At 68.4% G+C, this 13487-nt stretch carries 12 protein-coding genes and 1 pseudogene; 9 read left to right on the top strand and 4 right to left on the bottom strand.

Annotated features, from left to right (window positions below; all coding sequences use genetic code 11):
* A partial coding sequence (locus ACZ7DE_RS38070; RefSeq protein ID WP_470769019.1) for a tectonin domain-containing protein occupies positions 1-175 on the bottom strand: 175 nt, incomplete at its 3' end.
* Between the two features lie 185 nt (positions 176-360).
* Between ACZ7DE_RS38070 and ACZ7DE_RS38065 the strand changes: the two are divergent.
* Positions 361-1005, top strand: a pseudogene (locus ACZ7DE_RS38065) (recombinase family protein); the annotation flags it as partial.
* Positions 1006-1235: 230 nt separating this feature from the next.
* The gene (locus ACZ7DE_RS38060; protein WP_470768976.1) at positions 1236-2975 is read left to right on the top strand and encodes a PP2C family protein-serine/threonine phosphatase; all 1740 of its coding nucleotides are present in this window, start codon (positions 1236-1238) and stop codon (positions 2973-2975) included.
* A 277-nt stretch (positions 2976-3252) separates the two neighbouring features.
* Here the strand turns inward: ACZ7DE_RS38060 and ACZ7DE_RS38055 are convergent, their stop codons facing one another.
* A complete protein-coding gene (locus ACZ7DE_RS38055) occupies positions 3253-3918 on the bottom strand; it encodes a hypothetical protein (RefSeq protein ID WP_470768975.1) in 666 nt (221 codons plus the stop codon).
* A 160-nt stretch (positions 3919-4078) separates the two neighbouring features.
* Here ACZ7DE_RS38055 and ACZ7DE_RS38050 point away from each other — a divergent pair, with 160 nt between their 5' ends.
* Together ACZ7DE_RS38050 and ACZ7DE_RS38045 are read left to right on the top strand one after the other, a co-directional pair.
* The gene (locus ACZ7DE_RS38050; RefSeq protein WP_470768974.1) at positions 4079-4501 is read left to right on the top strand and encodes an NAD(P)-binding protein; all 423 of its coding nucleotides are present in this window, start codon (positions 4079-4081) and stop codon (positions 4499-4501) included.
* A gap of 219 nt (positions 4502-4720) precedes the next feature.
* Positions 4721-5188: a DUF5959 family protein gene (locus ACZ7DE_RS38045; RefSeq protein ID WP_470768973.1), complete on the top strand. Its 468-nt coding sequence runs from the start codon at positions 4721-4723 to the stop codon at positions 5186-5188.
* A gap of 478 nt (positions 5189-5666) precedes the next feature.
* Here the strand turns inward: ACZ7DE_RS38045 and ACZ7DE_RS38040 are convergent, their stop codons facing one another.
* Positions 5667-6290, bottom strand: coding sequence for a TetR/AcrR family transcriptional regulator (locus ACZ7DE_RS38040; RefSeq protein WP_470768972.1), 624 nt, complete (start codon positions 6288-6290; stop codon positions 5667-5669).
* A 148-nt stretch (positions 6291-6438) separates the two neighbouring features.
* Here ACZ7DE_RS38040 and ACZ7DE_RS38035 point away from each other — a divergent pair, with 148 nt between their 5' ends.
* The 5 genes from ACZ7DE_RS38035 (at position 6439) to ACZ7DE_RS38015 (ending at position 12834) form a co-directional block, all read left to right on the top strand.
* On the top strand, positions 6439-7434 hold the full coding sequence (locus ACZ7DE_RS38035; RefSeq protein WP_470768971.1) for an NADP-dependent oxidoreductase: 996 nt from the start codon (positions 6439-6441) through the stop codon (positions 7432-7434).
* A 49-nt stretch (positions 7435-7483) separates the two neighbouring features.
* Positions 7484-8350, top strand: coding sequence for an alpha/beta fold hydrolase (locus ACZ7DE_RS38030; RefSeq protein WP_470768970.1), 867 nt, complete (start codon positions 7484-7486; stop codon positions 8348-8350).
* 1111 nt (positions 8351-9461) lie between these two features.
* Complete coding sequence (locus ACZ7DE_RS38025; RefSeq protein WP_470768969.1) at positions 9462-10106, top strand: enoyl-CoA hydratase/isomerase family protein; 645 nt, start codon at positions 9462-9464, stop codon at positions 10104-10106.
* A 50-nt stretch (positions 10107-10156) separates the two neighbouring features.
* Positions 10157-10759, top strand: a complete 603-nt coding sequence (locus ACZ7DE_RS38020; protein WP_470768968.1) for a TetR/AcrR family transcriptional regulator — start codon at positions 10157-10159, stop codon at positions 10757-10759.
* Positions 10760-11958: 1199 nt separating this feature from the next.
* Positions 11959-12834: an IS5 family transposase gene (locus ACZ7DE_RS38015; protein WP_470768967.1), complete on the top strand. Its 876-nt coding sequence runs from the start codon at positions 11959-11961 to the stop codon at positions 12832-12834.
* A 10-nt stretch (positions 12835-12844) separates the two neighbouring features.
* On the opposite strand, the gene ACZ7DE_RS38010 is transcribed toward ACZ7DE_RS38015, so the two are convergent.
* Entirely contained in the window at positions 12845-13366 is a 522-nt protein-coding gene (locus ACZ7DE_RS38010; RefSeq protein ID WP_470769018.1) for a hypothetical protein, read from the bottom strand.
* Positions 13367-13487 lie beyond the last annotated feature (121 nt).

Genomic DNA, 13487 nt, shown 5'->3' with positions numbered 1-13487 from the left:
TGTACCGGTAGATCTGCCCCAACGAGTTCACCCCCCACACATGGGTCCGCGACCCCACCGAGATCGTCGTGAGACCGCCAGGAATCTGCTTCCAGTCAGCCACGCCTGTGCCCCTTTCACGTCGCACGTTGCACCCAGTACATGCGGTGCGACTACGGCACCCAAACAGCCCCATATACCGATGGACCGCTTAAAACATCCAGAAATCGATGTTTGGTGCTGCCCCATCCTCTGAGCGCACGCCACCCCGGCAGACCGTGCCAGTTGCCGAAGGCCAAAAGCGCCGTAACCCACATGGAGGCACCAAGTCCTCCTGTCTTCAGGCGTCCACGGCAAGCCTGAAGTCCAGAGCTCACCGCCCTCGCGGACCATCTGACCGAGCACGGCCTGGTGCTGGAGATGCTCGCCGGGCCGCTGCCCGGCATCTACGACCCCACCGGCCCCGGCAAGCTGCTGTTCGGCTTCTTCGCCGCGATGGCGGAGACGGAGCGGGAGAACATCCGGGAGTCGACGTTGGAGGGGCTGGAGACCGCGGCCCGCAAGGCCAAGTACGGCGGTCGGCCCCCGGTCATCACCGACGACATGCTGCACACCGTGCTGCGACGCAAGGCGCTCGGCGAGTCCGTCGAGCAGATCCAGCCCGACCTGATCATCCCCACCGGCAAGCGCAAGGGCCAGAACCCGCCCGTGGCCAGCATCTACCGGGCGGTCGCCGAACACGAGAGGACCCAGGCGTACCCAGAGGCCGTCGAGACGGCACACGCCGACTTCGCCGCCCTTCAGCAGCGCGACCGCGTGCGTGCGCGGTGCGATTGCGTTGCGCACGATGTACCCTCCCCCACCGGGCAGAGCGCATCGAGTGGAGTGCACTGCACAGCCGATGCGCATCACGATGGACGCCGCTCTCCACCCGTTGCGCACGATGGCGTCCACTCCCACCCGGTGGAGCGCACTGCGATGCTGGAGTGCACGGCATCGTCCGCACCACCCACCTCCCCCACATAGAGTGACGGTGCGCGGTTGTCGATCTTAAAACTGCCGATCAACGACGAGCGCAAGGCCAACAGTCCGTTCCTCCTCATCCCACGCGAGCGGCGTTCGGGACTTCAAGGACAGCTTCTTCCTGCACCACCAGGATGTGCTCGAGCAGTCGCAGCAGGGAAGGCGAGCCTTCGACGCATGCCGGAACCCGGTTGGGGTAGTCGAGTCGATTCGGGCTTGAACAGAGGAGGGACATGGACGACGTCGCCGCTCCCGGCAGGGAAAGCATTCCCCTGTCCGGGCATCAGGCGCGCTCTGGCGCCCTGCTCGACGGAACGCTGGAAAACCTGCGGGCGTCCGCCATCGCGGTCGATGACGATGGCCTCATCGTCGCGGTCAACAGCGCGGCCCAAAGCCTGCTGGGCAGGGAAGCCTCAGAACTCGTCGGTCAGGACTTCCACGACCTGCTGCACCGGGACAGATACGGGCACTCGGTGCCGCGCACGCGCTGCCGGATGAGGAAGGCGATCCTCACGGGGGACACCAGACATGGCGACGCCGAGTGGTTCGCCTGCGGGGACGGCACTCTCGTCCAGTTGTCCTGGCTGGTCACGCCCTACTCCCCCGGTCCGGGCGGGACAGGTGCGCTGGCCGTGCTGTACGAGCCGAAGCCAGGGGACGTGCGCCACACCGACGGCGGGCACTCCGCGCCGCTGACGGAACTGGACCGCCTGTCCCTGCTGGCGGAGACGACCACGCAGCTCACATCCACCCTGGACGCGGACGAGGCGCTGCACCGACTGGCGGCCCTGACCGTGCCCCGGCTCGCGGACTGGGCCGTGTTCGACCTGCTCACCGAACGTGACGAAGTACGACGCGTTCTTGTGATGGAGCACCAGGACGGCATTCTCGTCGAGCGGGACGACCTGCAGGGCCCGATGCCTCCCGTGCCAGCAGAGTCACCGATGCCCCTGTCACGGGCCCTGCGCGGCGCCGCCTCCTCCCTCGCCGGCCCCGCCACCTACCAAGGTCCGCCCGACTCCGGCATAGCGGTCGAGCAGCAGCGCCTGTTCACCGCGACGGGTATGCACTCCGCCGTCATCGCACCCATTCGCGGACTGCGGGACGTACTCGGCGCCCTGACCCTGGGCCGCGCCCAGCGTCATGACGCCTTCACCCCTGCCGACCTGCCGATGCTGGAGGATCTCACCCGCCGGGCGGGCCTGGCGCTGGACAACGCGCGCCTGTATCAGCGCCAGCGCAAAGTCGCCGAGACCATGCAACGCCACCTGCTGCCCCAGCTGCCCGTACTGCCCGGGCTGGAGATGACCGCGCGCTACGTACCCGCTCCGGACGCCTCATCCGTGGGCGGCGACTGGTACGACGCCTTCGCTCTGGCCGCCCACGCTCACGCACTGGCCATCGGCGACGTAGTCGGACACGATCTCGACGCCGCAGCCGGCATGGCGCAGGTCCGCAACATGCTGCGCGCCTTCGCCTGGTCCCACCCCGAGGCCGCACCCAGCGCCGTCGTCACACGGCTCGACGATGCCGTGATGCACATAGCCGAGGTACCCATGGCCACCATGATCTTCGCCAGGCTCACCCTCGGGGATGACACACTGTGGCGCCTTCGCTGGACGAACGCCGGCCACCCGCCGCCCCTGCTCGTCACCCACGACGGTCAGACCCGTTACCTCGACGAGGCTCACGGCATACTCCTCGGAACCGGAGTCACCAGACCTCGCCCCGACGCCGTCACCGTCCTGCCACCCCAGGCCACGCTCCTGCTCTACACCGACGGACTGGTCGAATCCCCGCACCACTCCATCGATCACGGGCTTGACCGGCTGCGCCGACACGCGGCCTCCCTCGCCCACCGCCCCCTCGAATCTTTCTGCGACTTGCTGCTGGACCACGTCCGCCCCAGCGACAACGATGACGACGTCGCCATGATCGCGCTGCGCACACCCCCTCCCGTAGGACCCGCCTGACCCGCGCGTGAGGCAGATCGAGTGGGCGGAACGGGAGACGGTCGAAGTTCCTGAGCCGGTGGGCTGAGGCTTCGAACGCCTCTCTCCGCCGCGCGAGAAACTTCGCGCGACGCACACTCCGCACTGCCCCGCCGGTGAGCGGGGCCAGAACGCAGTGTTCCGCGTGCCGGTTCGCCGCGGAGGACGGGCACCGTGGGCATGTAGGTCGAGGGCGGCCAGGAGGAGCTGTCCGGTGAAGGCGAACGGCAGGCCCCTGCGGGGCTCGCGGGTACCGGCGTCATGGTATCCAAGTCGGCTCCGGCGTATGGCCATCACTTTCGACGGCGGACTCGGCACAGCACGACATTCGCCTCAACCACCTTGCGCGCACCGATGACGGGACAGCCTCTTGACCGGCAACGAGGGCCCGGGGGGAAGACGGTCCTCCCCGTGATCGCCCTGTCTGGACTCTTGTTCTGCGGGACCACGGGGGGCGGGAAGGGCGGTGCGTGTGGAGGACGAGCAGCGCCAGGGCGCCGGTCGCTGCGGACCAGGTGACGGAGAGCAGGCCGTGGGACCAGTGGATGTGCGGGGTGAGGGCTGAGCTCAGCGCCAGCTGGTTCACGCCGTACAGAGGAAGCGCGGACACTCCCGCTACATCCATGAGCGTGTTGAAGACGGGATTCTGCAGGCCGGTGTCGACCAGGCTGAGCATGATGATGAGGAAGAAGCCCTCCAGCTCGCCGCGGACCAGAGAGCCGAGCAGAAGACCGTTGCCGCCGTAGGCGAGGCCGGCGCCCGCCAGGGCCAGCGCCAGGGGTGCTGTCTGGCGTACGGGCAGGGAGATCCACAGCAGGATCGTGGTGTGGAAGGCCAGCAGGGCGGCGGTGAGGGCGACGGCAGCAAGGTTGGCCAGCAGTATCAGCAGCCGGGGGTAGCCGGCCAGCAGCAGACGGCGGTCCATCTGCCGGGACTGGAAGGTCTCGGTGAAGTGGTGATGGCGCCCAGCGCGCTGGCCACCTGGCCCGCCTGGCTGGCCTGGGCGGAGACGGGCGTGCCGATGGCGTCCAGCCGGATGCGCACCACTTGGCCGGAGGTGCACAGGTCTGCCGTTGTAGAAGGCGATGCCCACGACGCCACAACGAGACCTCAGCGCTCCCACGATCCTGATCGGAGCCGGCCCCCACGGCCTGGCGGCCGCCGCGCTGCTGAACCGCTCCGGAGAGCCGGCCGTGATCCTGGAGCGGTCGGACCGCGTGGGAGCGAGCTGGGCGCAGCGCTATGACCACCTGCGCCTGCACGCCACTCCCAGCACGTCGAAACTCCCCGGTCTGTCGGTGCCGCGCCAGGCCGGCCCGTGGGTGAGCCGGGGCGACTACGTGCGCTACCTGGAGGGTTACGCGGCGGTGTTCCAGGTGGGCAGCTGGCGCTGCACCCAGGAGCCGATCTTCACTCTGGCCAAGGGTGACTGTGGAGAGCGCGATCGGGCCGGACACGTCAGCGAGGTGGGCGCGTGCTGCGGACACTCGTGCCTCCCCGGCCCCTGACGGGCTTCTCGCCTTCCGGTGTGCATGGAACCACAAGGAGATGTGGACGGATCACCAACGACAGTCGTGCGACGGCTACTCATGACTGATCCCAAGCGCCGGAAGGCTCGTCGGCCCGCCCAGCCGACGGGCTAGGAACTCCTCACTCAATGCCCCCGTACGGCCGAGTGCTGATGTACATGCATGATGACGAGAGTTGATGCGAGAGTGGGAGCGGTCGTGGCCGAGGGCAGCACTGTGGATCTCATCCGTCTGGCCGACGGGGAGAGCAGTCTTGAGGTTCGCGTTCTGGGCCGGACGATGCCCGGGGTGTTGACCTTGCACGACTACCTCGATGCGGAGATCGTCGTCACGAGCGGGTTCGCCCAAGGACGTCTCGATGTGTGTCTGGCTCCGGACGACTTGGACAGCTGGTCACAGGTCCTGGGAGAGCTCGCAGCCGGGCGGGATGCCGTCTGGATGGATGACGGGCGCAACCCCGAGATCCGGTTCGAGCCGTCCGGTCAGGACGGGGTTGCCGTGTTCGTGGTGGAGGACCTGGCCGCATCGGGAACATCCGTCCGTGTCCCGGTGCGCCTGGCCAGTGGATGGGCCGATGAGCACCACGAACGGCTGCACCGTGTCCGTGCCGCTTGGCCTCAGGAGGTTGTGGAGACCTCTCCCGGCACCTACGAGTGGCGACGCTGAGCCGTTGAGAACCGGCGCCGGCAGATGAGACGCGAGCGGCCTGACCGCGCCGGCGCAGCAGGTGCCCGAGCTGTACGAGCAGGTCGAGCAGGGCGCTGCGGACGTCGGCGCCGTCCGGGATTTGGCGGGGGAAAGAGCGGCGGACGGTTGCGGCGGTGGGCGGCAGGCGTGGGGTGACGGGACGGGGGTCGGTGCCGCGGGCGCGGTCGGCTGCGGTGCGGTCGGCGCGGCCTCCCAGCAGGCGCTGCACCGTCTCGGAGGGGACGGCGGCGAGCGGGCCGATGGTGTGGATGCCGTAGTCGTGCAGCACGGCATTGCCGTCATGACGTCCGCCTCCCACCTGACCTGCCGCCGGATCTGGGGCGCCTGCACACGCTGCGGGTGCGGCACGCGATGCGGCTGGACCGCATTGCCGCCACGATTGACGCTGCGCGGAGCGCCAGACCGAGATAGAGCGGTTGGCTCGTGGAGCGAGCGGTCATCCGCCGCGGCACTGGGGCGCCAGGGTGGCGCGGATCTGGTTGCGGATGTCGGCGAGCACGGCTTCGTCGCTGCGGTGCAGGTGCACGGTGGCGGTGGTGCTGATGTGGATGATCGCGGTGATCACCCGCGCCAGCGTTGCCGCGTCGGCGGCGCCGATGTGCTCGTCGCGGGTGAGCAGGCCGGTGACGCCGTCCTCGAGGCGGCCGGCAAGGGTCAGACCCGCTTGCCGGTAGGGCTCGGCCGGGTCGCCGAAGACGAGTTCGTGCAGGTAGGTGCGGCCGTTCTCGATGTGCTCCCTCACGCACTCCACCACGGGACGGATGAGGGCGATGACCGGCTCCAGCACGCCCTGTCCGACGGCGGCGTTCGCGGCGGCGAGGCCGGAATCGATGGCGGCGGCGAACTTCTCGTTCTGCACCATGATCAGCAATTCGGCCTTCGTGGACGCGTACAGGTAGAGGGTGCCGATCGCGACGTCGGCCCGGTGGGCGATCTGCTGGGTCGTGACCCCGCTGACGCCGTGTTCGGCGAACAGCTCGCGGGCTGCGGTCATGATGCGCTCGCGCTTGTCCTGTTTGGCCCTCTCGCGGCGCCCGATCGGCATGTGGCCGCGCCCCATGGGGACCTCCCTTGACAATATTTCTGAGTGGACTCATAGTTGAGTGTACTCGGATTGGCCGGGCGGGGCGAGGCCTCGGATGCCGCACCGGGTTTGCCGTTCAATCCCAAGCCTGGACAAATAGAACAAATGCTAGGAGTAGCGCCCCATGAGAGCGTTCGTCGTCACCAAGTACAAGGAGCCGCTGCAGGAGGCGGAGGTCCCCGAGCCCACCGTGGGGGAGCACGACGTGCTGGTCCGGGTGGAGGCCGCCGGGCTGAACCCGCTGGATGAGAAGATCCGCGCCGGTGAGTTCAAGCAGGTCCTGCCCTACAAGCTGCCACTGATCCTGGGCAACGACGTCGCGGGCACCGTGATCGGTGTCGGGACGGCGGTTCGCGGCTTCAAGCCCGGAGACGAGGTCTACGCCCGGCCCGACCAGGACCGCATCGGCACGTTCGCCGAGCGCATCGCCGTCGCGGAGGGCGACGTGGCGCTCAAGCCCGCCTCGATCAGCATGGAAGAGGCGGGCTCGCTGCCGCTGGCGGCGCTCACGGCGTGGCAGGCGCTGGTGGAGCGCGGGAGGGTGCGGCCCGGGCAGAAGGTTCTCATCCACGCAGGCGCCGGCGGGGTCGGTTCGATCGCGATCCAGCTCGCCGCGCACCTCGGTGCGAGCGTCGCCACGACCGCCAGCGGTTCCAACGCGGACTTCGTGCGCGCGCTCGGCGCGGACACGGTGATCGATTACCGCACCCAGGACTTCGAGCAGCTCCTGACCGGCTACGACTTGGTGTTGGACAGCATCGGCGGGGAGACTCTCGAGAAGTCCCTGCGGGTGCTCAAGCCCGGCGGCAAAGCCATCGGGATCGCCGGTCCCCCGGACCCCGCGTTCGCCCGCGAGGCCGGTCTGAACCCGCTGCTGCGCCTGGCGGTCGCAGGTCTGAGCCGCAAGATCCGCAAGCAGGCGAAGAAGCTCGGCGTGACGTACGAGTTCCTGCTCATGCGCGCCAGCGGCGACCAGCTCCGCCAGATCACCACCCTCATCGACCAGGGCGCGGTGCGCCCGGTCGTGGGAAAGGTGGTCCCCTTCGACCAGACCCCGCAGGCGCTGCGGTCCCTGTCCCAGGGCGGCATCCGCGGCAAGGCCGTCATCGGCAACGGCTGACCCGCCGCGACCGCGACGGGCGACACAAAGCACACGAGGAGATTCCGTCATGAGCAGCACCGACACCCCGAACGAAGCGGTCATCACCTCCTACGCGAAGGCCCCGGCCCGCACCGTCAGCGCCGACGGCGTCACCTACGCCTACCGCGAGCTGGGGCCGAAGGGCGGCATCCCCGTCGTCTTCTTCGTCCACCTCGCCGCAACCCTGGACAACTGGGACCCTCGCATCATCGACCCCGTCGCGAAGGGCCGTCACGTCATCGCCTTCGACAACCGCGGTGTCGGAGCGTCCACCGGCCAGGTGCCGGACAGTGTCGAGGCGATGGCCGACGACGCCTACACCTTCATCAAGGCGCTCGGGTACGACAAGATCGACGTCTTCTCCTTCTCCCTCGGCGGCATGGTCGCCCAGGCCCTGGTGGTCAAGCACCCCGAACTCGTCCGCAAGCTCGTCCTCACCGGCACCGGGCCCAAGGGCGGCAAGGACATCGACAAGGTCGCCAGAATCACCTACTGGGACATCCTGCGCGCCACGTTGACCCGCTCGGACCCCAAGGAGTTCCTGTTCTTCAACCGCAACGCCACCGGCAAGGCCGCCGGGCGCGCGTTCGTCAACCGGCTCGAGGAGCGCACCGTCGACCGCGACGCGAAGATCAAGACCAAGGCGTTCCAGACACAGCTGAAGGCGATCAAGAAGTGGGGGCGCTCCGCCCCCGACGACCTGTCGTCGATCACGCAGCCCACCCTGATCGCCAACGGCGACAGCGACCGTATGGTGCCGTCGGTCCTGTCGGAGGACCTGCACCGGCGCATCGAGGACAGCAAGCTGATCATCTACCCCGACTCCGGGCACGGCGGCATCTTCCAGTACCACCAGGAGTTCGCCCCCGTAGCGGTCGAGTTCCTGGCCCGATGACCACCATCTGACCAGGAAAAAGGCAACATCATGAGCACGTCACCGGTCGCCGCGCCCCTGGAAGTGAAGAAGCCTCTCACCTCCTCGATCCTGCTGTGGGTGCGCACCGACCAGCCCCGCAAGACCGGCATGGACCACTGGAAGGGCCCGCACTCAGGGATCATCTCCGCCACCCCGGGCCTGGAGGAGTACCGGCAGATCCACCTCGCCGAGCACAACACGGGCCTGTGGCCGGCCACCGACGGGGTCCAGACCGCGATCCCCGCCGACCGGAAGATCGACGGCGTCGCGGAAGTCACCTTCCAATCGGTGCTTGCACCCCTGAAAGGGCGCGAGCAGACGAAGCTGGCCTACGCCGACGAGATCAACGTGTTCCGCCGCACCCTGCTCTACGCCGGCCCGCCGAACTCCTCTCGGTGGTACGACGTCGCAGGCGCCGGACAGACGGTCGGTGCCCGCGCTCTCGTCTACCTGCGCCGCAGAGACGGGGTCGGCGCCGGCGCCTTCCGGAAGTTCGTCAACGAGCAGCTCGCACCCGCGCTCGCCGGCACCGGAGTGCTGACGGAACTGCGCACGCAGACGTTCCTCCCTGGATCGAAAAGCTCTGGGACACCCCGGCCGTCGCCCACGACAACCCCACGACCAGCGCTTCCATGCCTCCCTCATCCTCGGGTTCACCGACACCGCAGCACGGGACGCCTTCTTCACCGGCCAGGTGATCCAGGACCTGTCCGACCGGCTGGCACCGCAGGTCTCCGCGATCCACGCCTACGATGTCACCGCCGCCCTCACCTACGTCAAGAACGGCGACGTCCTCCCGCACTACCAGGAGTGAGCGGCGCGCAGATGGGAAGCGGGACCGCCGGACCTGCCCGGCAAATCCATCCGCCCCGGCTTCCTGGCCCTCCTCGCGCCTCCCGTCGCCGTCTGATACCCGTCATGCATCTGTGCCAGCCATGAGTGAGCAGAGCACCATCCACTACAAGCGTGCCTCGCCGCTGATCGCGAAGGTCATCTTCGCCAACCCGCCCGTCAACCTCATCGCCGGCGAGACCGTCCTGCGCCTCATCGGGATCGTCGCCGAACTGGCCACCGCCCGGGCATCCAGATCGTGCTGTTCGACAGCGCCACCCCCGACTTCTTCTACAACCGCTTCGACCTGGCCGTCGCCGATTTCCCCGCCCCCGAGGCCCCGGACGCGGTACCGGCATGGACGAATCTGGTCCTGGAACTCTCCAGAGCGCCGTACACCACCATCGCGGCCATCCGGGGACGCACCCGCGGCGGCGGGAACGAGCTCGCCCTCGATCTGCGCTACGCCAGCCGGGAGAAAGCGATCTTCGGGGCGCCCGAGGTCGGTAGCGGACTGCTGCCCGGCAGTGGTGGCAGCGAACGCCTGCCTCGCGCCATCGGACGCGACCGCGCCCTGGAAGCCATCCTCATCAGCGACGACTACGACGCCGACACCGCCGAACGCTGGGGCTGGATCACCCGCGCCCTCCCCGACAGCGAACTCGACGCCTTCGTCGGCACCGTCGCCGCCCGGCCCTCCTCCTTCGACCGCGCCTCACTCGCCTCGGCCAAAGCCCAGATCAACCGCATCCCTGCCCCTGGACGCGGACCTGGTCGCCGCGTGCGGCGAGTTCACCCACTCCCAAGGGGACGTGAAGTACTTGGCTGCGCACGGATGGCGCATGACTCGTCGCCCCGCCATGGGAGAATGAGCGGAGCCACATTCGAGCCCACGCGGTACTGACTGAAATCATAACTGACTACAGTCAGAAAATATTCCTGGAGGACACCGCCATGTCTGTCGCCCCCCGGTCGGTCGGACGGCGCGAGCGGAACAAGCAGGAGAAATTCGACCGCATCGTCGCTGCCGCCACTGAGCTGTTCGCCGGACACGGCATCGATGAGGTCACGACCCAGCAGATCGCCGACAAGGCCGACATCGGCACCGGGACCCTGTTCCTTTACGCCAAGACCAAGGGCGAACTCCTCCTGCTCGTGCAGAACGCCAAGTACGCCGAAGCGCTCGAGCAGGGCCGGGCGGACGCCGAGACCGTCCCAGGCGTGCTGGACGCGGTGCTGGCGATCGTCCGGCCGATCCTGGAGTGCAACCGCACCCAGATCGACAACGGACGTACCTACCTGCGAGAGATGGTCTTCGGCGACCCCGAGGAACCCCGGCACAGCGCGGCACTCGCCATCGTCGCGCAGACCGAGGAGGCCATCGCCGCCGTGCTGCGCCGAGACGGGCGGGTCACAGAGGGCGACGCCGCGACGCTGGCACACATCGTGTCCGCCGTGATGTTCCTCAGCATGGCTGCGAGCGTCAACATCGCCTTGAGCGTCGAGGAGATCGCGCAAGACATCCGGCGGCAGGTTGACGTCCTGCTGCCTCGCTGAAGCGCGGCCCACTCAGGCGACCATCCGGGTGGTCTTCGGCTGCGCCATGGCCCGAATGCCCAAATGGCAGGTCATCCGGCCGTTGCAGCCCATTCCGACACGGCCGGAGAGGTGGGGCGGGCGGGCGGAGGGCCGGCGCCACCCCGTACTGCTGGGATGTCGAAGATTTCCTACCCTACGTGGCGTCTAGTCCCCGTCGAACAGTTCCTGTCCGCAGGATTCCGGGTCGAGGCCCGTGTGTGGCGCGGTCAGGGCTTTGTGGGTCGTCCGGGGTCTTCTCCGACAGCTCTGTGCCCGCCGTGGCGCGAGCAAGCAGGATCGCGCCGACCGGCGTGGCCACCATGGGAAGGCCGTCGTTGGCGTCGGTGGACAACCACGCGGCGAATTCCTCGACTCCGTCCGCGTACGTTTCGCGCACCTCCCCGGCTGTGGGCTCGCGAGCCATGTCCCCTGCGAATCCGGCGGTGGGGCAACCGGTGCCGGGCTGGTCACGGTGCTCGGCCGACAGATAGAAGTCGACGAGGGCGCCGCGCGCGCCCGCTGCCAGATCTCCTTCCAGCCATACGGGAGCTCCGGCACGAGCTGGTGCCGCTGCCCGCACGGACACGGCGACGGCGCCCAAGCACACCCACGGCACAGCTCGACCCAGCCGTGTCCGGTCGAGTTCGGCTCCAGCGGTCCCTCGTCCCCGCAAGCCGGGCAGCCGGGCAGATCGGCACCGTCCAGAAGGGCGTTCTGCCGCCGGACGTACTCGGACAGTCGCAGCGACGGGTGGCGAAACGGGTCTTCGAACCAGGCACGGATCGGGCTCTCCCACCAGCTCCGCAGCCACCACGGCCGAGGGTTCGGTACAGCCCGCCGCCCGGCCTGCTTCTCCGCCCGACGCTGCACGGCGTACTCCTCTGCCCGCACGAGCCATAGCACCCGCGCCTCGTGCAGTTCCTCCACCGCCCGCGCCGGCGCGTCCGGGTCCGCCTCCAGCCGCCGGGGGATCGCGGCGCTGAGCGTGAGGTGGTGGTATGTCGCCCGCAGGCCGTAAGGAGCAAAAACGGTGAGGCAGGTGCGCAACGCGCTGTGCCGCCGGTGGAGGGGGAGCCGGGCGTCGTGCACGCGCGCCCTGTGGGTCAGGAAGCTGGTCACTCTGTGAGCTCTAGGCCGTGTATCGAAAGTGGATCTTGAGCGATGAATGATCATGGTTCATGGGGCGGGGAGATCTCACGGACGAGCAGTGGGCGGTGCTGGAGCCGTTGTTGCCGAAGGGGACGAAGGCGGCGCGGCCGCCCGTCTGGCCTCGGCGGCAGCTGATCGACGGCATACGGTTCCGGGTCCGTACCGGTGTTCCGTGGCGGGACGTGCCTGTCGAGTACGGGCCGTGGAGCCGGGTCTACGACCTGTTCCGTCGATGGCAGCGTGACGGCACCTGGCAGCAAATCCTCACCCGGCTCCAGTCCCTGGCCGATGCGAAGGGTGCGATCACGTGGTACCTGAGCGTCGACTCCACGGTGTGCCGCGCCCATCAGCATGCGGCCGGGGCCCGCAAGCAGGGTGACCTGCAGAAGGAACCGCCGGGTGGCGTGTTGACCGAGCCCGGTGATCACGGGCTGGGACGCTCGCGTGGCGGGTTCACCACCAAGCTGCACCTTGCCGTCGAGCAGGACCAAAAACCCATGTCGATCGTGGTCACGGCAGGGCAGCGCGGGGACTCGCCGCAGTTCGAACCTGTGCTGGAGAAGGTACGCATGCCCCGCATCGGGCCGGGCCGGCCGCGCGTCCGCCCCAATCGCGTGCGCGCTGACAAGGCGTACGCCTCCCGCAAGAACCGTGCCTACCTGCGCCGCCGCGGGATCCGCTGCACCATCCCGGACAAGGCCGACCAGGCGCGCAATCGCAGAAAGCTCGGCTCCCGTGGCGGTCGGCCACCGCATTTCGACCCGGCCGACTACCGCGAGCGCCACGCGGTCGAGTGCGGAATCAGCCGCCTCAAGAGGCACCGCGCTGTCGCCACGCGATACGACAAGCTCGCGGTCCGCTACGAGGCGACCGTCCTTGTCGCTGCCATCAACGAGTGGCTGTGACCCTTGGCCGTCACGCGGTGGGATCCACGTTCCACATTGCCGGCAGATCGCTGCCGCAGAAGACGCAGACGAAGTCGTCCTCGCGCACGATGTTGTGTTCCTGGCAGTCGGGGCACCGCCGGAACACCACCTCATGGGTGAAGCCGGAGGGCCGCCCGAGTTCTACAGCGTCCAGAGCACGAGCAACTGCCGACCAGGAGCTGATGTCCGGGCAGTACCCGGTGGACTGGTTGCTGACCTCACTCACAGCCCACTGGTCTGCCTCGTGCATGAAGCTGATCTCGCCGGCACTCAGAACCATGCCTCCGCCAGCACATGCCACGTGCTCGCTTCGTCGCGGCGCCAGCCGAAGCACACCGTCTGTGCCGACCACGAAGGTGAACGGTTCGGCCAGCTCCGCCGGCGATCGCTCAGTGATCCAGCTGCCGAAGTCAGCCGCCGAGCTGATCCGGCACCCACCGCCACCAGGCCGAACCGCGGCCTTCAGCTCGACCGGTCCGACATATCGATAACTCCGCCCCCGCAGACTCACATCAGCCAACCTAGAACACTTCCGACACACGCCCTAGTGTTCTGAGTCAGGAATTCTGTTCAGATGTATAGGCTTGCTGCATGGCACGGACGGGGCGGCCGAAGGCCGAGTTGACACTGTC

Source organism: Streptomyces sp. NPDC037083, from assembly GCF_055606485.1.
The sequence above is the reverse complement of the archived record's forward strand: the minus strand, read 5'-3'. Positions and strand labels throughout refer to the sequence as shown.